General features: G+C 65.1%; 20 protein-coding genes. 8 read left to right on the top strand and 12 right to left on the bottom strand.

Annotated elements, in window-relative coordinates:
• Nucleotides 1-25: 25 nt before the first annotated feature.
• From U5A65_RS37755 to U5A65_RS37765, 3 genes are all read left to right on the top strand, one after another.
• Entirely contained in the window at nucleotides 26-1,249 is a 1,224-nt protein-coding gene (locus U5A65_RS37755; protein ID WP_158758656.1) for a ribonucleotide-diphosphate reductase subunit beta, read from the top strand.
• Nucleotides 1,250-1,342: 93 nt separating this feature from the next.
• Nucleotides 1,343-1,660 (top strand): hypothetical protein, encoded by a 318-nt coding sequence (locus tag U5A65_RS37760; protein ID WP_321916744.1) that lies wholly within the window; start codon nucleotides 1,343-1,345, stop codon nucleotides 1,658-1,660.
• Nucleotides 1,661-1,689: 29 nt separating this feature from the next.
• Entirely contained in the window at nucleotides 1,690-2,253 is a 564-nt protein-coding gene (locus U5A65_RS37765) for a histone H1-like DNA-binding protein (protein ID WP_110388368.1), read from the top strand.
• A gap of 270 nt (nucleotides 2,254-2,523) precedes the next feature.
• Here the strand turns inward: U5A65_RS37765 and U5A65_RS37770 are convergent, their stop codons facing one another.
• The 10 genes from U5A65_RS37770 to U5A65_RS37815 all read right to left on the bottom strand — a co-directional run bounded on the left by U5A65_RS37770 (nucleotide 2,524) and on the right by U5A65_RS37815 (nucleotide 11,137).
• Entirely contained in the window at nucleotides 2,524-3,000 is a 477-nt protein-coding gene (locus U5A65_RS37770; protein WP_321916741.1) for a glycine zipper 2TM domain-containing protein, read from the bottom strand.
• A 43-nt stretch (nucleotides 3,001-3,043) separates the two neighbouring features.
• Nucleotides 3,044-3,985, bottom strand: a complete 942-nt coding sequence (locus U5A65_RS37775) for a carbohydrate kinase family protein (RefSeq protein ID WP_321939002.1) — start codon at nucleotides 3,983-3,985, stop codon at nucleotides 3,044-3,046.
• Nucleotides 3,986-4,083: 98 nt separating this feature from the next.
• Nucleotides 4,084-4,584 (bottom strand): thiol peroxidase, encoded by a 501-nt coding sequence (gene tpx, locus U5A65_RS37780; protein WP_321916738.1) that lies wholly within the window; start codon nucleotides 4,582-4,584, stop codon nucleotides 4,084-4,086.
• Between the two features lie 106 nt (nucleotides 4,585-4,690).
• Nucleotides 4,691-6,145 (bottom strand): zinc-ribbon and DUF3426 domain-containing protein, encoded by a 1,455-nt coding sequence (locus U5A65_RS37785; RefSeq protein ID WP_321949419.1) that lies wholly within the window; start codon nucleotides 6,143-6,145, stop codon nucleotides 4,691-4,693.
• A 136-nt stretch (nucleotides 6,146-6,281) separates the two neighbouring features.
• Nucleotides 6,282-7,178: a 50S ribosomal protein L11 methyltransferase gene (gene prmA / locus U5A65_RS37790; protein WP_321916735.1), complete on the bottom strand. Its 897-nt coding sequence runs from the start codon at nucleotides 7,176-7,178 to the stop codon at nucleotides 6,282-6,284.
• Between the two features lie 3 nt (nucleotides 7,179-7,181).
• The gene (accC, locus tag U5A65_RS37795) at nucleotides 7,182-8,549 is read right to left on the bottom strand and encodes an acetyl-CoA carboxylase biotin carboxylase subunit (protein ID WP_028214031.1); all 1,368 of its coding nucleotides are present in this window, start codon (nucleotides 8,547-8,549) and stop codon (nucleotides 7,182-7,184) included.
• Between the two features lie 147 nt (nucleotides 8,550-8,696).
• Nucleotides 8,697-9,164 (bottom strand): acetyl-CoA carboxylase biotin carboxyl carrier protein, encoded by a 468-nt coding sequence (gene accB, locus U5A65_RS37800; RefSeq protein WP_321916733.1) that lies wholly within the window; start codon nucleotides 9,162-9,164, stop codon nucleotides 8,697-8,699.
• Nucleotides 9,165-9,261: 97 nt separating this feature from the next.
• On the bottom strand, nucleotides 9,262-9,714 hold the full coding sequence (gene aroQ, locus U5A65_RS37805) for a type II 3-dehydroquinate dehydratase (RefSeq protein WP_321916731.1): 453 nt from the start codon (nucleotides 9,712-9,714) through the stop codon (nucleotides 9,262-9,264).
• A 194-nt stretch (nucleotides 9,715-9,908) separates the two neighbouring features.
• Nucleotides 9,909-10,481: a TlpA disulfide reductase family protein gene (locus U5A65_RS37810; RefSeq protein ID WP_321916730.1), complete on the bottom strand. Its 573-nt coding sequence runs from the start codon at nucleotides 10,479-10,481 to the stop codon at nucleotides 9,909-9,911.
• A gap of 11 nt (nucleotides 10,482-10,492) precedes the next feature.
• Entirely contained in the window at nucleotides 10,493-11,137 is a 645-nt protein-coding gene (locus U5A65_RS37815; RefSeq protein WP_321916728.1) for a UDP-N-acetylmuramate--alanine ligase, read from the bottom strand.
• Between the two features lie 247 nt (nucleotides 11,138-11,384).
• Here U5A65_RS37815 and mpl point away from each other — a divergent pair, with 247 nt between their 5' ends.
• The 5 genes from mpl to mtgA all read left to right on the top strand — a co-directional run bounded on the left by mpl (nucleotide 11,385) and on the right by mtgA (nucleotide 17,254).
• Nucleotides 11,385-12,776 carry a UDP-N-acetylmuramate:L-alanyl-gamma-D-glutamyl-meso-diaminopimelate ligase gene (mpl, locus tag U5A65_RS37820; RefSeq protein ID WP_321938994.1) on the top strand — a complete coding sequence of 464 codons (1,392 nt, stop codon included), beginning with the start codon at nucleotides 11,385-11,387 and terminating at the stop codon, nucleotides 12,774-12,776.
• Nucleotides 12,773-13,348, top strand: a complete 576-nt coding sequence (locus tag U5A65_RS37825) for a YqiA/YcfP family alpha/beta fold hydrolase (protein ID WP_321916724.1) — start codon at nucleotides 12,773-12,775, stop codon at nucleotides 13,346-13,348. The genes mpl and U5A65_RS37825 overlap by 4 nt, the downstream gene beginning before the upstream one ends.
• A gap of 87 nt (nucleotides 13,349-13,435) precedes the next feature.
• Complete coding sequence (locus tag U5A65_RS37830; RefSeq protein WP_321938992.1) at nucleotides 13,436-15,562, top strand: ribonuclease catalytic domain-containing protein; 2,127 nt, start codon at nucleotides 13,436-13,438, stop codon at nucleotides 15,560-15,562.
• Complete coding sequence (gene aroE, locus U5A65_RS37835) at nucleotides 15,559-16,434, top strand: shikimate dehydrogenase (RefSeq protein WP_321949420.1); 876 nt, start codon at nucleotides 15,559-15,561, stop codon at nucleotides 16,432-16,434. The genes U5A65_RS37830 and aroE overlap by 4 nt, the downstream gene beginning before the upstream one ends.
• A 46-nt stretch (nucleotides 16,435-16,480) precedes the next feature.
• Nucleotides 16,481-17,254: a monofunctional biosynthetic peptidoglycan transglycosylase gene (gene mtgA / locus U5A65_RS37840; RefSeq protein ID WP_321949421.1), complete on the top strand. Its 774-nt coding sequence runs from the start codon at nucleotides 16,481-16,483 to the stop codon at nucleotides 17,252-17,254.
• A 78-nt stretch (nucleotides 17,255-17,332) separates the two neighbouring features.
• Here the strand turns inward: mtgA and queF are convergent, their stop codons facing one another.
• Both queF and U5A65_RS37850 read right to left on the bottom strand, forming a co-directional pair.
• Nucleotides 17,333-18,157: an NADPH-dependent 7-cyano-7-deazaguanine reductase QueF gene (gene queF / locus U5A65_RS37845; protein ID WP_321949422.1), complete on the bottom strand. Its 825-nt coding sequence runs from the start codon at nucleotides 18,155-18,157 to the stop codon at nucleotides 17,333-17,335.
• On the bottom strand, nucleotides 18,154-19,074 hold the full coding sequence (locus U5A65_RS37850) for a 5'-nucleotidase (protein ID WP_321916715.1): 921 nt from the start codon (nucleotides 19,072-19,074) through the stop codon (nucleotides 18,154-18,156). Before U5A65_RS37850 ends, queF begins: the two co-directional genes overlap by 4 nt.
• Nucleotides 19,075-19,183: the final 109 nt, after the last annotated feature.

Consider the following 19,183-nt stretch of genomic DNA (forward strand, 5'->3'; position numbering starts at 1 on the left):
CCGATCTAAATTGATGGTGACATTTATGCTCAACTGGGATGACGAGATCACGGCCGTAACTCCGTCGAGCGGTGCGCAGCAAAACGCAATGCGCAACCCCGCGGGTCAGGCTGTCCAGGCTGCCGAGATGCAGTTTGGTCTGCGTTCCGCTCCTCAGGCTTCCACGGCGACGAACATCTTCGCCAGCGACTTCGCCGTTGCACCGCCGCCGCAAGCACCGGTCTCGACCGAAGCGCGCGTGAATGTCGCCGACAAGCGCATCATCAACGGTCAGACCGACGTGAATCAGTTGGTCCCGTTCAAGTACAAGTGGGCTTGGGAAAAATACCTGGCGGGCTGCGCGAACCACTGGATGCCCCAGGAAATCAACATGTCCCGCGACATCGCCCTGTGGAAGGACCCGAACGGTCTGACCGAGGACGAGCGCCGCATCGTCAAGCGTAACCTCGGCTTCTTCGTGACGGCCGACTCGCTCGCCGCGAACAACATCGTGCTCGGCACCTACCGGCACATCACGGCGCCCGAATGCCGCCAGTTCCTGCTGCGCCAGGCGTTCGAAGAGGCGATCCACACGCACGCCTACCAGTACATCGTCGAGTCGCTGGGTCTGGACGAGAGCGAGATCTTCAACGCGTACCACGAGGTCAAGTCGATCCGCGACAAGGACGAGTTCCTGATCCCGTTCATCCAGACGCTGACCGATCCCGCGTTCAAGACCGGCACGCTCGAAGCCGACCAGAGCCTGCTCAAGTCGCTCATCGTGTTCGCCTGCATCATGGAAGGCCTGTTCTTCTATGTGGGCTTCACGCAAATTCTGGCGCTCGGCCGCCAGAACAAGATGACCGGCGCCGCGGAGCAGTACCAGTACATCCTGCGCGACGAGTCGATGCACTGCAACTTCGGCATCGACCTCATCAACCAGATCAAGCTTGAAAACCCGCACCTGTGGACCCCGGCGTTCCGTGCGGAGATCACCGAACTGTTCAAGCATGCGGTCGACCTCGAGTACCGCTATGCTGAAGACACCATGCCGCGTGGCGTGCTGGGTCTGAACGCATCGATGTTCAAGAGCTATCTGCGCTTCATCTGCAACCGCCGTTGCCAGCAGATCGGTCTCGATCAGCTGTTCCCGAACGAAGAGAATCCGTTCCCGTGGATGAGCGAGATGATCGACTTGAAGAAGGAACGCAACTTCTTCGAGACGCGCGTGATCGAATATCAGACGGGCGGTGCGCTGTCCTGGGAATAACCCGGGCGCACTGCGGTGCAAGTCTTTAGGGGTTGCCGGAGGCGGCGCGCGAGCCGCCTCGACCGGCATGATGATTAGGAGCAGGAACGCCTGATGCAAAGCATGCCCGGAGCCAGGTTGGCTCATCGACGTGACAGGCACTTTGCGAACCCTTCAGAGGGATGGGCAAACTTCCCCCCGGAAAAGCGTGCTGGCTATGTAGCCGCCGCTTTCAACGAACGTTGCCCGGTGTCGGTAGCCGACGCCGGAATGACTTGGCGCGCTGTGCCTCGTGGCACGGCGCGCCTTACCGCATTCATTAGCGTAAGCGCGCGGGATCAGCGTACGCCGATGAATAGCCCGCTTCGCAGCGTGCGCCGTGAGAAGCGTTCGCGGGAAGCGGGTTTTGACGAAGGGTGTAGTTTGAACTGACTCTCATCTGAACCTGAAGGAGAAAAAAAATGGCTACTGCCAAGAAGAAACCGGCGGCTAAGAAGGCCGCAGTGAAGAAGGTTGCAGCGAAGAAGGCAGCTCCGGCGAAGAAGGCCGCAGCGAAGAAGGTCGCGGTCAAGAAGGTCGCAGCCAAGAAAGTCGCCGTGAAGAAGGTTGCTGCGAAGAAGGCAGCACCGGCGAAGAAGGCCGCAGCGAAGAAGGTTGCAGCCAAGAAAGTTGCCGTGAAGAAGGTTGCTGCGAAGAAGGCAGCACCGGCGAAGAAGGCCGCAGCAAAGAAGGTTGCAGCCAAGAAAGTTGCCGTGAAGAAGGTTGCTGCGAAGAAGGCAGCACCGGCGAAGAAGGCCGCAGCGAAGAAGGTTGCAGCCAAGAAGGCGCCTGCGAAGAAGGCTGCTGCCAAGAAGGCTGCGCCTGCGAAGAAGGCTGCCGCCAAGAAGGCTGCCAAGAAGGCGCCTGCGAAGGCCGCTGCCGCACCTGCTGCCCCTGCTGCGCAACCGTCCGCGCCCGCAGCAACGGTCAAGACTGCCCTGAACCCGGCCGCAGCATGGCCGTTCCCGACCGGCAGCCGTCCGTAAGCAGTCCGAGACGAAGCGCGCAGGCCACATCGTTCGCGCGCTTCGTTGGCCGGGCCGGGCGGCATCACGCGCAAGGCTCGATCCCGATCCCGTCGCTGGGTTGTCCGCGACGGGATTTTTTTCGTCTGGAGTTCGTAATAATCGAGGTCGGGGGTGCGAGTTCGTGCTCACGCCGCGCGCGGGCATGAAAAAAGGCGCATGCACAGGGGAGCACATGCGCCTGAGGTTCCGCATCCGGTGCGAGGCGCCGCTGCGGTACAGGGGAAAGCTTTAGTGCGTGACGCGCGTCACGCCGCCGCTCGAGAGCAGCCGCACGCGGTCGCCCGCGTTGAAGACTTCGCCGGTCGCCGTTTGCGTGATGGCCCGGTAGTCGCCGTTGTCGAGGCGCACGGTGATCTCGAGGCCGTCGCGCATGGCCACTCCGTTCTCGACCGCGTTGCCGGCCACGGCACCCGCAATGCCGCCGATGATGCCGGTGACGATCGAGCCCGTGCCGCCGCCGATCTGACTGCCGGCCACCGCGCCGAGTGCACCGCCGCCGATCGCGCCGAGGCCGCTAGGCTGGCCGTTGTTCGAGCTGATCTTCACCGCGCGCACGCTTTCGACCGTGGCCATGCGCACTGTTTGCTCGCGCTGCGCCTGCGAGGCCGTGTACACATCGGCGGAACTGCTGTTATAGGCACAGCCCGACAGCGCGAGCGACCCCGCGACCCCAGCTGCAACAATCAGACGACTCGTTATTTTCATTCCCGTAGCTCCAATGGGCGCCGTTCGTGTGCGGCGCCCGCGTTCAGTTCGGCAGTTCGTAGCCGAATGCCTCCTTGAACCGTTCGTTGATCTGCGCCCGCGTAGGCGCATAGTTTTGCGGACCGAGATGCTCGATCTTGAGCGCGCCCATCAGGCTCGCGAGACGCCCCGTGGTTGCCCAGTCGAGGCCGTTCTCGATGCCGTAGAGCAGGCCGCCGCGGAAAGCGTCGCCGCAGCCGGTCGGGTCGAGCACCTGAGCGGCCTTGACCGGAGGAATCTCCTCGATCTTGCCGCCGTGGTGGATCTGCGAGCCGTGCTCGCCGCGCGTGATGATCAGCGCGTCGACATGGCTGGCGATTTCGTCGAACGACCAGCCGGTGCGATGGCTGACAAGGTTGGCTTCGTAGTCGTTGACCGCTACGTAGGTCGCAAGTTCAATTGCGCGGCGCAAAGACGCACCGTCGAAGAGCGGGAGGCCTTGACCCGGATCAAAGATAAACGGGATGCCTGCCTTCGCGAATTGCTCGACGTGCTGAACCATGCCGTCAAAGCCGTCCGGTGCGACGATGCCGAGCTTGATGCCGGGCGCTTCGTCGGCGCGGTTCAAATGTGATTGCATCATCGCGCCCGGGTGGAACGCGGTGATCTGGTTGTTCTCGAGGTCGGTCGTGATCATCGCCTGTGCGGACCACGTATCGTCGAGCACGCGCACGTGCGCCTTCGAGAGGCCGAGCGTGTCGAGGCGTTCGAGATAAGGGCGCGCGTCGGCTGCGCCGAGCGTCGCCATGATGCGCGCGTCGCCGCCGAGCAGATGCAGCGCGTACGCAATGTTGCCGGCACAGCCGCCGAACTCGCGGCGCATCGTCGGCACGAGAAAGCTCACGTTCAGGATGTGCACCTGCTCGGGCAGGATGTGCTCCCGAAAGCGACCTTCAAAGGTCATGATGTTGTCGTAGGCGAGCGAGCCGCAGATCAGCGTAGCCAAGGCGGGAATTCCTGTAGGGCGTGGTAGGAGAGGGGGCGGCGCACCGGCCTGCGAATCCGACCGGAAAGCAGGCTCTGTTCGTGTGCGCCGCCGCCGGATTACTTCAGCGCGGCGAGTGCGGCGTCGTAGTTCGGTTCGTTCTTGATTTCGCTCACGCGCTCGGCGTGCAAGACGTTGTCGTTTTCGTCGAGCACGACCACAGCGCGCGCGGTCAGGCCGGTGAGCGGGCCGCTTGTCACGTCCACGCCATAGGCTTGCGCGAATTCATGGCCGCGGAAGGTCGAGGCCGTGACGACGTTGGCGATGCCTTCGGTCGTGCAGAAGCGCGAAGCGGCGAACGGCAGGTCGCCCGAAATCACGACGACGGCCGTGTTGCTCAGGCCGGCTGCCGCTTCGTTGAACTTGCGCGTGGAGGTGGCGCAGGTCGGCGTGTCGAGGCTCGGCACGATGTTCAGCACCTTGCGCTTGCCGGCGAAATCGGCGAGCGAGACAGGCTTCAGATCCTTGCCGACGAGCGAGAACGCCGGGGCCTTCTGGCCGACGCTCGGGAACGTGCCGGCGACGTCGATCGGGTTACCGCCTAGCGTGACTTGACTCATGATGTGCTCTCCGGAAATGCATGTTGTGGTGAAAGGCGCGCCCGCGCGAAGCGGGACGCCGGGAAACGCGCGGGGCACGCCAGTGCGCCCGCGCACAAACGGAACATCAGGGGTAGAAAATTTCGATGCGGAAGTTCGACGCCACCACGTCGCCCGTGTCGAGCCGCACGATCATGGTCTGCGTGGTGCGTGCGGGCAGACCGGCTTCGATGGACGTGCCGGGCGTGACGTAGTCCTGCGGCCACAGCACGCGCCGCACGACGATGTTGTTCTGCCGGTCGAGCAGCGACAACTCGATGGCGGGGTAGGCAAGCGCGACGTTAAAGCGGTTGCGCAGCGGCACCTTCAGTTCGAGGTGGTGCGGCTCGTTGTCGACCTGGCGCAGATCGGATGGCTCGACCAGCAGGCCGTCGATGTCGCGCGGCGGCAGCACGCGGCAGCCGAGCTGCGCGCACGCCTGCTGATAGAGCGGCTGCGAGTCGGGCCAGTAGACCATGACCGTTTCGCGCTGCCACCACGCGAGTTGCACGACGAGCAACGCGAGCAACACGATGGCAATGAGCGTGCCGAGAATGCGCCAGACGAGGCCGCGCGAGCCGCGCGGACGGGCCGGCGCTTCGCGGGTGACGGCGAATGGCGAGGTGCCGTCGTTGGGGGAGAGCGCGCTGAATGCGGGCTCGGGCGCGGGTTCGCCGGCGCGAGGGCCGAGCGCGGGCTCGGGGTCGTTCATGTGAGCCGCTGCCGATGCTTCGTTGGCCGAAAAGGTGGGCTCGGTCGGGCCGCTCGTGCCCAGGTTCGGCTCGCTGCGCGTCCAGCGCGTGGCGGGCGGGAAGGGCTCGGTGGCTGCCGGTTGCTCGGGCGGCGGCACGGGTGTAGCGGCGGCGGCTGGCGCTGCTGCTGGTGTCGCTGGCGCGTGAGGCGCATCATGCGGCGTGCGCGCAAGCGTCGGTTCGTCGTCGAAAATGATCCGCGACTCGACCCCGCGCGTGACACCCGGCGTGGCGCCCGGGGCAATGCTTGCCCCGGGGAGTTTGTCGGCGTTGTATTGCAGGCGCGGATCGAGCTTGCTGTCCTGGGGCGGCGCCCACGGGTCCCACGCGCGATTCGTGAAATTGGGCGTGGCGCTCAGCTGCGGAGGCGGTTCTTGCGACGGCGCTGCAGCTGCAGGCTGACTCGCCTCAGCACGCTCGACATCGGCTTGCTGGGAAATCGGCTGCGATAGGGGCTGTGACGCGGACTGTGACGCGGACTGTGAATCGCGTCGTGAATCGCGTCGTGAATCGGGCTCTAAAGCAGGCTGCGCAACAAACTGTGAAGCAACGTGTGAAGCTTCATGTGAAGCAGGCTCCGATGGCGGCGAGGTCAGGCTGGCCGCGATCTCGGCAGCAACGGGCACGGCGCGCGTGAAGTCGCCGCCTTCGGGCATCTCGTACAAACTGCCCGACGCGTCGAACGCTTCCTGACAATGTCCGCAACGCACGAGGCCGCGCCGCACGGCAAGCTGCGTGGGCTGGATGCGGAATACGGTTTCACAGAAGGGGCAGCGCGTTGCCAGAAGCATGTGGGCCGAAGATCTGGGTAGACCGGAGGATTGGTGATACCCGCATTCTACTGGCAATCCACCGCAGCCTACGACTTCGGTCATGCCGCTTGGGGCGCGATCAGGCTCGCGTGAGCCTGATCGAAACGCGAAGGGATTATGCGCGGCGCGTGCCCGCGAGGCAGACCCACCCTTCGTGTTCGCGCCAGACCGAGATGTCGATCCACTGGGCGTACACCTGCGCGACTTCCTCGGCTTGGCGCGCGAGAATGCCCGAAAGTGCGATGCGTCCGCCCGGCTTCACGCGCGAGGAGAGCATCGAGGCCATCAGCTTGAGCGGATTCGAGAGAATGTTGGCGACGACGATGTCGAACTCGCCGGCGGGGCAATCGTCGGGCAGGCCATACGTGACCTCCGCGCGGTTGCGCTCGCTGTTATGGCGCGCCGACTCGACGGCCTGCGGGTCGATGTCGATGCCGATCACCGGATTCGCGCCGCACTTCTTCGCGAGGATCGCGAGAATGCCCGAGCCGCAGCCGTAGTCGAGCAGCGAATTGCCGGGCTGCACGTGCTGTTCGAGCCATTCCATGCACAAACGCGTGGTGGGATGGCTGCCCGTGCCGAACGCGAGGCCCGGGTCCAGTTCGAGCACGAGCGCGTTCGGGTCCGGTGCATCGTGCCACGACGGCACGACCCAGATGCGCTCACCGATCTGGATCGGGTCGAACTGCGATTGCGTCAAACGCACCCAGTCCTGCTCCTCGACTTCGCGCAGCGAGAACTTCGGCGTTTCAGCGAGGCCCAACTCGTTCGAAGCGGCCGCAAGCAGCACGGCGGGATCCTGATCGGCGCCGATCAGCGCAATCACGCGCGAATGCTGCCACGCGGTGCGATCGGGGGTAAGGCCCGGTTCGCCAAAGAGCGGTTGCTCGTCGGGCGTGTCGGCGTCGGCGTCTTCCACCGACACCGAGAGGGCGCCAAGCTCGATCAGCGCGTCGGACAGTGCCTCCGCGCGGTTGCGATCCAGCTCGACGATCAGTTCCCGGTAGCTCATGAATTACGCTTCGTCCTTCTTCACTGCCTGACGTTCGGCCAGGCGGCTTTCGAGGTAGTGAATGCTCGTGCCGCCCTCGACGAACTTCGCGTCGAGCATCAGCTCGCGGTGCAGCGGGATGTTGGTCTGAATGCCTTCGACCACCATTTCCGAGAGCGCGATGCGCATGCGCTGAATGGCCTGTTCGCGCGTGGCGCCGTAGGTGATCAGCTTGCCGATCATCGAATCATAGTTCGGCGGCACGAAATAGCCATTGTAGGCATGCGAGTCAACACGCACGCCAGGACCACCCGGCATGTGCCACGACGTGAGACGGCCCGGCGACGGCGTGAACTTGAACGGATCTTCCGCGTTGATACGGCACTCGATCGCATGGCCCTTCAACTGAATGTCGCGCTGACGGAACGAGAGCTTCTCGCCCGCGGCAATGCGAATCTGTTCCTGCACGATGTCGATGCCCGTGATCAGCTCGGTGACCGGGTGCTCGACCTGCACGCGCGTGTTCATCTCGATGAAGTAGAACTCGCCGTTTTCATACAGGAACTCGAACGTGCCCGCGCCGAGGTAGCCCATCTTCTTGCACGCATCGGCGCAACGGTCGCCGATGCGATCGAGCAGGCGGCGCGCGATGCCCGGCGCCGGCGCTTCCTCGATCACCTTCTGGTGACGGCGCTGCATGGAGCAGTCGCGCTCGCCGAGCCACACGGCGTTCTTGAACGAGTCCGCGAGAATCTGGATCTCGATGTGACGCGGGTTCTCGAGGTACTTCTCCATGTAGACCTGCGGGTTGCCGAACGCACGGCCGGCTTCCTCACGGGTCATGTTGACCGCGTTCACGAGCGCCGCTTCCGTGTGCACGACGCGCATGCCGCGCCCGCCGCCGCCGCCCGCTGCCTTGATGATGACGGGGTAGCCGATCGCGCGCGCGATCTTCACGATTTCTTTCGGATCGTCGGGCAGTGCGCCTTCCGAGCCCGGCACGCAGGGCACGCCGGTCTTGATCATGGTCTGCTTCGCCGTGACCTTGTCGCCCATCATGCGGATCGTTTCCGGGCGCGGGCCGATGAACGTGAAGCCCGACTGCTCCACACGTTCGGCAAAGTCGGCGTTCTCGGAGAGGAAGCCGTAGCCGGGGTGGATCGCTTCTGCGTCGGTGACTTCTGCCGCGCTGATGAGCGCGGGCATGTTCAGGTAGCTCAGGTTCGAAGGCGCCGGGCCGATACAGACCGCCTCGTCGGCGAGCTTCACGTACTTGGCTTCCTTGTCGGCTTCCGAATAGACGACGACCGTCTTGACGCCGAGTTCGCGGCACGCGCGCTGAATGCGGAGCGCGATTTCGCCACGATTGGCAATGAGGATTTTTTCAAACATGGTGGGTATTCGACTCATCAAAGGGCGTCGCAAGTCATATGTGCCGACGCCTCAGAGGATCGGTCGCGTGCGTCGCCGTCATGGGGCGCCAAACGCGACAAACGCGGCGTGGCCGAACAAGAAGGCCACCGCCGCGCGCAGAAAAGCTTAGGCGATCACGTAAAGCGGCTGGCCGTATTCGACTGCCTGGCCGTTCTCGACGAGGATTTCCTTGACCACGCCAGCCGCGTCCGACTCGATCTCGTTGAGCAGCTTCATCGCTTCGATGATGCAAAGCGTCTGGCCTTCCTTGACCGTGTCGCCAACCTGGACGAACGGGTCGGCGCCCGGCGACGGCGCGCGGTAGAACGTGCCCACCATCGGCGAGGTCACGATGTGGCCTTGCGGCACGGCGGGCGCGGCGGGGGCCGCTGCGGCGGCTTCGCCGACGTGGCCGGGAGCGGCGAGCGGAGCGCCCATGGCCGGTGCCGCGTATTGCGCGGGGGCCGGCTGCACGTAAACGGGCGGCGCGTTCTTGACGATGCGCACCTTGCCTTCACCCTCGGTCACTTCGAGCTCCGAGATGCCCGATTCGGAGACGAGGTCGATCAGAGTCTTCAGCTTACGTAGATCCATGGTGCAGCCCCTTTTACTTTGAATACGTGAAGTGCCGGGGCGCGCGCGTCCCGACACGGGTTGTTGTTCAGGTATTGACGGTCATCCGGCGCAGGAATCAGTCCGCCGACCGGGCAGCGAGCCGGTCGAGCGCGTATTCGAGCGCGTAGAGATAACCCTTCCAGCCGAGGCCGCAAATCACACCCTCGGCCTGGTCGGAGAAATACGAATGGTGCCGGAAGGACTCGCGGCGATGCACGTTCGACAGGTGAATCTCGACGAACGGGATGCCGACGCCTGCCAGCGCATCCCGAATCGCGACGCTCGTATGCGTGTACGCGGCCGGGTTGATCAGGATGAAGTCGGTTTGCTCGGTGCGGGCCGACTGGATGCGGTCGACCAGCGCGCCTTCGTGGTTGCTCTGGAAAGTCGCGAGTTCGACGCCGGCGTCCGCCGCGCGGTCCGAGAGCGCCTGATCGATCTGCGGCAGCGTCACGCGCCCATACACCTCCGGTTCCCGGGTGCCGAGAAGATTGAGGTTGGGGCCGTGCAGAACCAGCAGTCGCGTCATGGTCGCTTCTTTTTCCGTGGAATTGCGCGAACTTTAGCGCCGATTAGAGAAATTTGTCTAGTTTTCCGATAAGGGGATATGGCCCCGACTGCGCTTTGCAGCGAAGGTTTGGGTCGATCTTCAGTCAAATGACGGGATTTCCACGGCAAAACCAGCGATACGGCGCTTAAGATCTTGTCAGACGATCCACTGCGTCAAAGCGCGTCGAGCGTGCGCCGAAGCTCGTCCGGCTTGATTTGTCCTAATTTTGTCGCACGAACGGTGCCGTTCGCGTCGATTACCACCGTGTAAGGTAAGCCGCCCGCGTTGTTGCCGAACGCGCGCGCGACGTCCGCGCCGCCGAAACCGGCGATGTAGATCGGGTAATCGACGGGTACCTTCTTGAGGAACGTCTTGATGTTCGCCGCCGAGTCCACGCCCACGCCGACGAACTGAATGCCCTTCTTCGCGTATTCACGCTGGAGCGCGGAAAGCTCCGGCATCTCCTCGACGCACGGACCGCACCACGAGGCCCAGAAGTTGACCACGATGGGCCGGCCCTTGTAGATGGCGAGCGATTGCGCCTTGCCGTCCGGGTTCGTGACCGCCGCCGACCAGAGCTGGTCGACCGCATTCTGCTTGCCGCTCGCCGAGGCCGCGTTGCTGCTCACCGAGGCCGCGTCGGCCACGCCGGCGCTGCCGCTCGTGGCCCAGTGCCCAGCCAGTATGCCGCCGCCTGCGGCGATTGCCGCCACTGCCACGCCGGCCAGAATCCGCTTCGTATTCATCGCTGCCGTTTTCAGGTTGTGGAAGAAGTGGCGCCGCTCTCATCGATCAGCGCCTGGAGGGCCTGCGCGTTGGCGCGTGGCAGCCTGCCACGCGCATCGGCGCGCACGGCGCCGCGCAAGTCGTCCGTATTGTAGAGCGCAACGTGGATGCCCACCGGCTCCTCGGCGCGTGACGGCCGCCACATGAAGCTGAGTGTTTCCACGAAGCCGCGCGCCGCGAAATGGCGCGTTTCCGACACGTCGTACTGCACGTTCGCATTCAGGAGCCAGATCGCGACATCCTTCGCGTTGTCACAAAAAATCTGCAGATGGATGTCGGAGTGCTCGCCCGCCGTGCCGTTGAGTACCGCGCCGGTCAGGAACGGATTGAACGGCTGGAGCCGCTGCATCCATTCGAGCGCGATTTCGCGCAGGCGGCGCAGCACCGCGGGCTGGCTGTCGCTCTGAAAGAGGGCCTGATATTCGCGGATCTCTTCCTCGATCTGGTCGTTGTCGGGCAGCCAGGTGCCTTCGATACGCGTTTCCCCCACCACCTGCCGGGCTGCCTTGCGTTTGGCGGTGGCGTAGTCGAGGCCGTCCTCGGCAATCATCCTTGCTGCCGCGATGGCGATTTCCTCGCGCACGCGCTGGGGATCGAAATGTGATCTGCGAACCATCCTTCAATGATACTAGAGATCGCCCTGGGCTCCGGGCACTGGCCATTGAGCCGCGCCCGCTGTCGGGTGCGCCAGGGATTTTCCGTCGGTGGACGGGCCGAGGTCGGGCCAATAGGGCTCGGGGCCTCGGGTACAATACCGGTCTTTGCTGCGGCGGCGCAGGACTGCCGCCGTTCCAGCTTCTGCATCCTTCAACCCGATCAATCCGATCGACGCGTTCACGACGCCCGCGCGGCGCGACAGGCTTATGCACATCCATATCCTCGGCATCTGCGGCACGTTCATGGGCGGACTCGCGGTGCTCGCGCGCAGCGCGGGCCACACGGTGACCGGCTGCGACGCCGGCGTGTACCCGCCGATGAGCACCCAGCTCGAAGCACAGGGCATCCGCCTCATCGAGGGTTACGACGCGAGCCAGACCGAACTGAACCCCGATCTCTATGTGATCGGCAACGTGGTCACGCGCGGCAACCCGCTGATGGAAGAGATCCTCAATCGCGGCCTGCCGTATACGTCGGGCCCGCAGTGGCTCGGCGAGCACGTGCTGCGCGACAAGTGGGTGCTCGCGGTGGCGGGCACGCACGGCAAGACCACCACGAGCTCGATGCTCACGTGGCTGCTCGAAGACGCTGGCCTGAACCCAGGTTTCCTGATCGGCGGCGTGCCGCTGAACTTCGGCGTGTCGGCGCGCCTGACCGACTCGAGCTTCTTCGTGATCGAAGCCGACGAGTACGACACGGCGTTCTTCGACAAGCGCTCGAAGTTCGTTCATTACCGTCCGCGCACGGCGCTGCTCAACAACCTCGAGTTCGATCACGCCGACATCTTCCCCGATCTCGCCGCAATCGAAACGCAGTTCCATCACCTCGTGCGCACGATTCCTGGCGTGGGCCGCATCGTCACGAATGGCCGTTCGGACGCGCTCGAGCGCGTGCTCACGCGCGGCGTGTGGAGCGACGTGGAGCGCTTCGGCGTGGACGGCGGCTGGCAGGCGCTACCCGCGGAAGACGGCGTGGCCGTGGACGAGCGCTTCGCCGTGTATCACAACAGCGAACGCGTGGGCGTGGTGGACTGGCAGATCCAGGGCGAACACAACCGCCTGAACGCGCTCGCCGCCATTGCCGCTGCACGCAGCGTGGGCGTGCCGCCCGCGCAGGCTGCGGCCTCGCTTGGCACGTTCCGCAACGTGAAGCGCCGCATGGAAGTGCGCGGGAGCGTGGACGGCGTGACCGTCTATGACGACTTCGCGCACCATCCCACGGCCATCGAAACGACGATCGCCGGCCTGCGTACACGCGTCGGCCACAAAAACACGCGCATCCTCGCCGTGCTCGAGCCGCGCTCGAACACGATGAAGCTCGGCGTGATGAAGGCGCAACTGCCTGCCAGTCTCGCCGACGCCGACCTCGTGTTCGGCTACGGCGCCCCGAGCGGCAAGGACGCGCTCGGCTGGGATCTCGCGGGTGCACTCGCGCCGCTCGGCGAGAAGGCCCGCGCGTACCACGATCTCGAAGCGCTCGTGAAGGCGGTCGCAGCGGCGGCGCGCCCCGGCGACCAGGTGCTCGTGATGAGCAACGGCGGCTTCGGCGGCGTGCATCAAAAGCTGCTCGATGCCCTTTCGGTACGGAGCGCGGCGTGATCGTCTATCTGCACGGCTTTCGTTCGTCGCCCCAGTCGTTCAAGGCGCGCCTGCTCGCGGCGCGCATGGCTGAGCTGGGCCGCAGCGGCGAATGGCTGTGCCCGACGCTGCCGGTTTCGCCGCAGGAGGCGATTGCGCTCGCCGAGCAGGACATCGGCGCGCAGTTGAAGCCGGGCGAGCGCGTCACGCTCATCGGCAGTTCGCTTGGCGGCTACTTCGCCACGCATCTCGCGGAAAAGCACGGCTGGCGCGCCGCGCTGCTGAACCCCGCCGTGGTGCCCGACCGCGATCTGTCGAAGTATCTCGGCGAGCAGCCGCTCTGGCACGGCGGCGGCAGCATCGTCGTCGAACCGCGCCATCTGGAAGAGTTGCGTGCGCTGGCCGTCGCGAGGGTGACGCAGCCCGCGCGCTACTATTTGATGGCCGCGACCGGCGACGAAGTGCTCGATTACCGCGAGATGCTCGCGCATTATCCAGGTGTGCCCACACACCTGATCGAAGGCAGCGATCATGGCATCAGCGAGTTCGCCGATTACGTCGACGAAGTGATCCGTTTCTGCGACGCCGCTTGATGCGTGCGAACGGCCTATATCTATATGTATACAGCACCGCCCGCGCGCCGCGCCGGCGGTCGAAGCAAGTCTGAACGAGAGTATTGAGTGAACGTTTTCTTTGAGGAATCGGGCAGTTTCAAGGCCGGCAGCGTGCTGTCGCGTCAGGGCGACGCGTTCCAGGTCGAACTGCCCGGCGGGCGGCGCGCCAAGGTGCGCGCGAAAGACGTGCTGATCGAGTTCGAGAAGCCCGCAGCAAGCGAACTGCTGGAGCAGGCGGACGCCGCTGCCGAGGAGATCGATCTCGACTTCCTCTGGGAGTGCGCGCCCGCAGAGGAATTCGCCTACACGGCGCTGGCGAGCGAGTACTTCGGCGAAACGTATGGCCCTGTCGAACGCGCCGCGCTCGTGCTGCGCCTGCATGGATCGCCCGTGTACTTCCGCCGCAAGGGCCGCGGCCAGTATCAGCGCGCGCCTGAAGAGCAGCTCAAGATGGCGCTGGCCTCGCTCGAGCGCAAGCGTCAGCAGGCGCTGGTTCAGGCCGGCTACGAAGATGAGCTGAAGGCGGGCGGGTTGCCCGAGGCGTTCAAGGGCAAGGCACTCGGACTCCTCACGAAGCCCGACAAGAATTCGATCGAATACAAGGCGCTCGAAGCGGCGGCGGCTGCGCGCGGCATTTCGATGCCGCGCCTCATGCTCGAATGCGGTGGCATTGCTTCGCCGCGCGCGCTGCACGAGGCGCGCTTCCTCGCGGACTTCTTCCCGCACGGTACGGGCTTCCCGCCCGTCGAAGTGGGCACGCTGCCCGAGGATCTGCCCACCGCCGCCGAGCACGTGCAGGCTTTCTCGATCGACGACGTCACGACGACCGAAATCGACGACGCGTTTTCCATCGAGCATCTGGCTGACGGCCGCGTGCGCATCGGCATTCACATCGCGGCGCCAGCGCTTGGCATCCAGCGCGGCGACACGGCGGATACGATCGCGCGCACGCGTCTTTCGACGGTCTACATGCCCGGCGACAAGATCACGATGCTGCCCGACGATTTCGTCGACGCCTTCACGCTCAAGGAAGGCGGCCTGCGCCCGGCGCTTTCGCTCTACTGCATCGTGAACCGCGAGACGCAGGAGATCGTCGCGACCGAAACGCGCGCCGAGCGCGTGTTCGTGAAGAACAATCTGCGTCACAACACGCTCGACGAGGTCGTGACCGAAGAGACGCTCGCGGCGGGCACGGGCGAATATGCGCACAAGGACGACATCGCCGTGCTGTGGCCGTTCGCGCAGGCGCTGTTCGAGAAGCGCCAGCAGGCGCGCGCGGGTTACGGCCTGCGCCGCGAAGTCCAGCGCAACACCGACTTCAACTTCTACGTGGAAGGCGAGCATGTGACCATCTCGCCGCGCCGCCGCGGTTCGCCGCTCGACATGATCGTCGCGGAACTGGCGATTCTCGCGAACTCCACGTGGGGCGCCTTCCTTCACGATCATGGCGTGCCGGGCATCTATCGCTCGCAGCGTGCGTTCGGCGCGCCGAGCGGCCCCAAGCGCACGCGCATGCAGACCAACGCCGCGCCGCACGAAGGTCTCGGCGTCGCGCAGTATGCGTGGAGCACCTCGCCGCTGCGCCGCTATGTGGACCTCGTGAACCAGTGGCAATTGCTCGCATGCGTGGAGCATGGCGTGGCCGCCAAGCTCGTCGCGCCGTTCAAGCCCAAGGACGCCGATCTGTTCGCCGTCGTGCAGGGCTTCGACGAGACCTACACCGCCTACGCCGACCATCAGCGCCGCATGGAGTACTTCTGGTGCCTGCGCTGGCTGCAGCAGGAAATGCGCGGAGAGGGCGGTGGCGAACCGCGCCGCGAATTCCCGGCGAGCGTGGTGAAGGACGACCTCGTGCGCTTTGAGGAAGTGCCGCTGCTCATGCATGTGCCCGCGCTTGGCGTGCACGCGCGCGGTACGCGTTTGATGATGGAAGTGCTGTCGATCGACGAGCTGACCATCGAGGCTTCGGTGCGCATGCTGCGCGTGCTCGACGCGCCCGTCGTGACGAGCGGCGAGCAGGCGGAAGAGGATGCGGGCGAAGACGAAGAATTGATCGAAGCCGCCGACGAGTCTGCGCAAAGCGAAGCGGAAGCCGTCGCGGAAGCGGGCGAAGCCGAAGACGAAGCGGCAGGCGATGCGCCCGCGGCAGAAGAACAATCGAGCGAACAGCACGCCACGGAGCCGCGCGCATGAGCGTTAGCGAATCGAAGCCTGTTGCGCACGCCGACCGTTACGCCGTAGTCGGCAACCCGGTGGCGCACAGCAAGTCGCCGTTCATCCACGCGCAGTTTGCGCTGCAAACTGGCGAGCGCGTCGAATACGACCGTCTGCTCGCGCCGCTCGAAGGTTTCGTCGAGCACGTGCAGGCATTTCACGCAGCGGGCGGACGCGGCCTGAACGTGACCGTGCCGTTCAAGCTGGAAGCGCACGCGCTGGCGCACAAGCTCTCGCCGCGCGCGGCGGCGGCGGGTGCGGTGAACACGCTGCGCTTCGACGCAGACGGCATCTTCGGCGACAACACCGACGGCTTCGGCCTCGTGCGCGACATCGAGGTGAACCTGGGTGTATCGCTCGCAGGCGCGCGCGTGCTGCTGCTCGGCGCGGGCGGTGCGGCGCGCGGCGTCGTGCTGCCGATGCTCGAGCGCCGTCCGCGCGAGATCACGATCGTGAACCGCACGGCGCCCAAGGCGCACGCGCTCATCGAGCAGTTCGCAGGCGCGGCGGGCGAGTTTGGAACTCTGCTGAACGGCGGAGGCCCGCAAGCCGTTGACCCCAAGCCTTACGACGTGATCGTGAACGCGACGGCGGGCAGCCTCGACGCAGCGTTGCCCGAGTGCGACGAACGCGCGTTCGGCACGGGCACGCTTGCCTACGACATGATGTACGGCGCGCAGCCCACTGTATTCATGCGCCATGCGCAGGCACTCGGCGCGCGCGCGGCCGACGGCCTCGGCATGCTCGTCGAGCAGGCTGCGGAGTCGTTCTTCGTTTGGCGCGGCGTGCGGCCCGAGGGCGCACCGGTGCTGGCGGCATTGCGCGCGCAGTTGGCCGCGCAGGCCGCGTAACGCCCGGCGCTGCTCGGACAAGCTCGCACAACACGGAGACGACGCCATGCGCAGGCAAGCCATCGGTGCGCAAGCCGCGACGGTCGCGAGCGGCAGTGGGCGGCGTGGGCAGTCCCGCAACCGTCCCGGCGCGCGGCGCTGGCTCGCCTGGATCGTCTGCGTGTTCGCCGTTGCTTGGATCGCCACGCAACTCTTCTACTTCGCGCAAATCGCGCTGTGGAACGTCGTCGATCCGCAAACCACAGCGTTCATGCGCACCGACGCCGCGCGGCTTTCCGCCGAGCGGCCCGGTCTTTCGATCCAGCACGAATGGGTGCCGTACGACCAGATTTCGCGCAACCTGAAGCGCGCGATCATCGCGTCCGAGGACGCGAACTTCGTCAACAACAACGGCTACGAAACCGACGCCATCCTCCAGGCGTGGGAGAAGAACAAGAAGCGCGGCCATATCGTGCGCGGCGGCTCGACCATCACGCAGCAGCTTGCGCGCAACCTGTTCCTCTCGCGCGAGCAGAGCTATATCCGCAAAGGTCAGGAGTTCATCATCACGTGGATGCTGCAGGCGCTGCTCGACAAGGAGCGCATCTTCGAGATCTATCTGAATTCGGTGGAGTGGGGCAACGGCGTGTACGGCGCGCAAGCCGCCGCGCGCTACTACTACCGCACGACAGCTGCGAAGCTCACGCCGTGGCAGTCGGCGCGGCTTGCGGTGATGCTGCCGCGTCCCAAGTACTTCGATGAGCATCGCAACTCGGCGTATCTTGCGCAGCGCACCGCTGTGATTGCGCGGCGCATGGGGGCGGCGGAGTTGCCGCATTGAGGTACGCTGGTACGCCAATAAAAAACGCGCCGCATTTGCGGCGCGTTTTGCTTTCTACCGGGTGCTTCGATGTTGCGCTTACTGGCGCGCGAGCCGCGCGTTATCCGGCATCGGCATATTGAAGTTGGTGCGAAACGGATTGATGTCGAGGCCGCCGCGCCGCGTGTAGCGCGCGTAGACGGCGAGCCGATCCGGTTTGCACTCGCGCAGGATGTCCATGAAGATGCGCTCGGCGCACTGCTCGTGAAAGCCCGTGTGATTGCGGTACGAGATGATGTAGCGCAAGAGGCCCGCCTGATCGATCTGCGGCCCGACGTAGTGGATCTGCACGCTGCCCCAGTCGGGCTGGCCCGTCACCGGGCAGTTCGACTTGAGCAGATTCGAGATCAGCGTTTCCTCGACCGGCGCTTCGTCGAAAGCCGCTTTCAGGAGCGTCGGCTCCGGGTGATAAATCTCCGTGTCGAGATCGAGGCGATCGAGCGAGAGGCCTTCGAATTCCTCGAACGGGATCTTGCCGAACGCGCCCGGCTGCTCGAGCCTCACCGAAACCGATGCGCCGCAGGCCGCCGTCACGTCGCGTTTGATCGTGTCGCGCACCACGTCGGCGGATTCGAACGGCGTTTGCGCGAACGAGCCCAGATAGAGCTTGAACGACTTCGATTCGATGATGTTCGGCGAATCGGCGGGAATGAAGAACGTGGCGATCGCGATCTGCGGCTTGCCGCGCGCGTTGAGCCACGAAAGCTCGTAGGCGTTCCAGATATCGCTGCCGAAGAAGGGCAGTTGCGCGCCAATGCCGATCTGCTCGCGCGCGGCGGCACGCGGGATCGGGAACAGGAGCGAGGCGTCGTATTGCTCGGTGTAGGTGGAGGCCTTGCCGAGCGGAGATTGGTCGGGAGTCATGATGCGTTGGCTTCGGTAGCGAGATTGGTCACGCCGCTTGCCACGTGCCCGGTGGCCGTGACCGAGCGCGCGGATTCGCAGGTGCGGATCTGGTCGTCGAAGAAAAAATCGGGTTCGAACTCGCGCAGGAACGGGCCTTTGTCGAGTCCGCCAAGGAACATCGCTTCGTCGATCTCGATGTTCCAGGCCATTAGCGTACGGATTGCGCGCTCGTGCGCGGGCGCGGAGCGCGCGGTAACGAGGGCAGTGCGGATGCGCATCTGCGCGTTCGCGTCGGCGAGCTTCTGCAGACGGTTGAGCGCGGCCAGCAGCGGCTGCAGCGGGCCTTGCGCGAGCGGCAGTTCGCGGTTGTCGCGCTCGTGGCTCACGAAGGCGGAAAGGCCCTTGCTCTGGAAGATCTGCTCGGCTTCATCGGAAAACAGCACCGCATCGCCGTCGAACGCGATGCGAATCTCGTGCGCGTTGCGTTCCGCCATTGTCGCCGATTCCGGAAAGACGCGTGCGGCGGGGAAGCCGGCGTCGAGCGCGCTCTTCACGTCCGCCGGGTTCGCGGAGAGAAAGAGCGATGCGTTGAGCGGCTTGAGGTAGTGCCAGGGCTCGCGCCCGCGCGTGAACACGCCGCGCTGGATGTCGAGCCCGTGCTCGCGGCACGAACTGAACGCGCGCAAGCCGCTGATGGGATCGCTGCGCGAAAGGATCACGACTTCCACGTGATGCGCGCCGTTGTTCAGCGCGAGCAGCTTGCGAATGAGCGCGAACGCCACGCCCGGCCGCGCGGGCACGGTCAGGCGCTCGCGCTGTAGCGCCTCGTAGGCTTGCAGGTCGCCGCCCTCGAACACGTGGTTTTCCTCCTCGAAATCGAAGAGGGCCCGCGACGAAATGGCGACGACGAGTTTGTCGGAGAGCGAAACGGACACGATGGCGGCCAGTTAGGCGAGGAAGAGCCGGTACGCCGGATTGCTCGTCTCTTCCCAGTGCGGATAGCCGAGCGTGGCGAGGAAGCGGCGGAATTCGGCGTCCTCGGCG

Origin of the sequence: Paraburkholderia sp. J10-1, assembly GCF_905220165.1 — a bacterium.
Classification (GTDB): domain Bacteria; phylum Pseudomonadota; class Gammaproteobacteria; order Burkholderiales; family Burkholderiaceae; genus Paraburkholderia.

Bases quoted from the DNA above. Each gene is read 5' to 3' on its own strand.
- mtgA (WP_321949421.1), top strand. From the start codon at position 16,481: ATGCGCAGGCAAGCCATCGGTGCGCAAGCCGCGACGGTCGCGAGCGGC.
- prmA (WP_321916735.1), bottom strand. From the start codon at position 7,178: ATGAGCTACCGGGAACTGATCGTCGAGCTGGATCGCAACCGCGCGGAG.
- tpx (WP_321916738.1), bottom strand. From the start codon at position 4,584: ATGAGTCAAGTCACGCTAGGCGGTAACCCGATCGACGTCGCCGGCACG.
- U5A65_RS37785 (WP_321949419.1), bottom strand. From the start codon at position 6,145: ATGCTTCTGGCAACGCGCTGCCCCTTCTGTGAAACCGTATTCCGCATC.
- U5A65_RS37760 (WP_321916744.1), top strand. From the start codon at position 1,343: ATGCAAAGCATGCCCGGAGCCAGGTTGGCTCATCGACGTGACAGGCAC.
- U5A65_RS37815 (WP_321916728.1), bottom strand. From the start codon at position 11,137: ATGGTTCGCAGATCACATTTCGATCCCCAGCGCGTGCGCGAGGAAATC.
- aroQ (WP_321916731.1), bottom strand. From the start codon at position 9,714: ATGACGCGACTGCTGGTTCTGCACGGCCCCAACCTCAATCTTCTCGGC.
- aroE (WP_321949420.1), top strand. From the start codon at position 15,559: ATGAGCGTTAGCGAATCGAAGCCTGTTGCGCACGCCGACCGTTACGCC.
- accB (WP_321916733.1), bottom strand. From the start codon at position 9,164: ATGGATCTACGTAAGCTGAAGACTCTGATCGACCTCGTCTCCGAATCG.
- U5A65_RS37755 (WP_158758656.1), top strand. From the start codon at position 26: ATGCTCAACTGGGATGACGAGATCACGGCCGTAACTCCGTCGAGCGGT.
- mpl (WP_321938994.1), top strand. From the start codon at position 11,385: ATGCACATCCATATCCTCGGCATCTGCGGCACGTTCATGGGCGGACTC.
- U5A65_RS37770 (WP_321916741.1), bottom strand. From the start codon at position 3,000: ATGAAAATAACGAGTCGTCTGATTGTTGCAGCTGGGGTCGCGGGGTCG.
- queF (WP_321949422.1), bottom strand. From the start codon at position 18,157: ATGACTCCCGACCAATCTCCGCTCGGCAAGGCCTCCACCTACACCGAG.
- accC (WP_028214031.1), bottom strand. From the start codon at position 8,549: ATGTTTGAAAAAATCCTCATTGCCAATCGTGGCGAAATCGCGCTCCGC.
- U5A65_RS37765 (WP_110388368.1), top strand. From the start codon at position 1,690: ATGGCTACTGCCAAGAAGAAACCGGCGGCTAAGAAGGCCGCAGTGAAG.
- U5A65_RS37810 (WP_321916730.1), bottom strand. From the start codon at position 10,481: ATGAATACGAAGCGGATTCTGGCCGGCGTGGCAGTGGCGGCAATCGCC.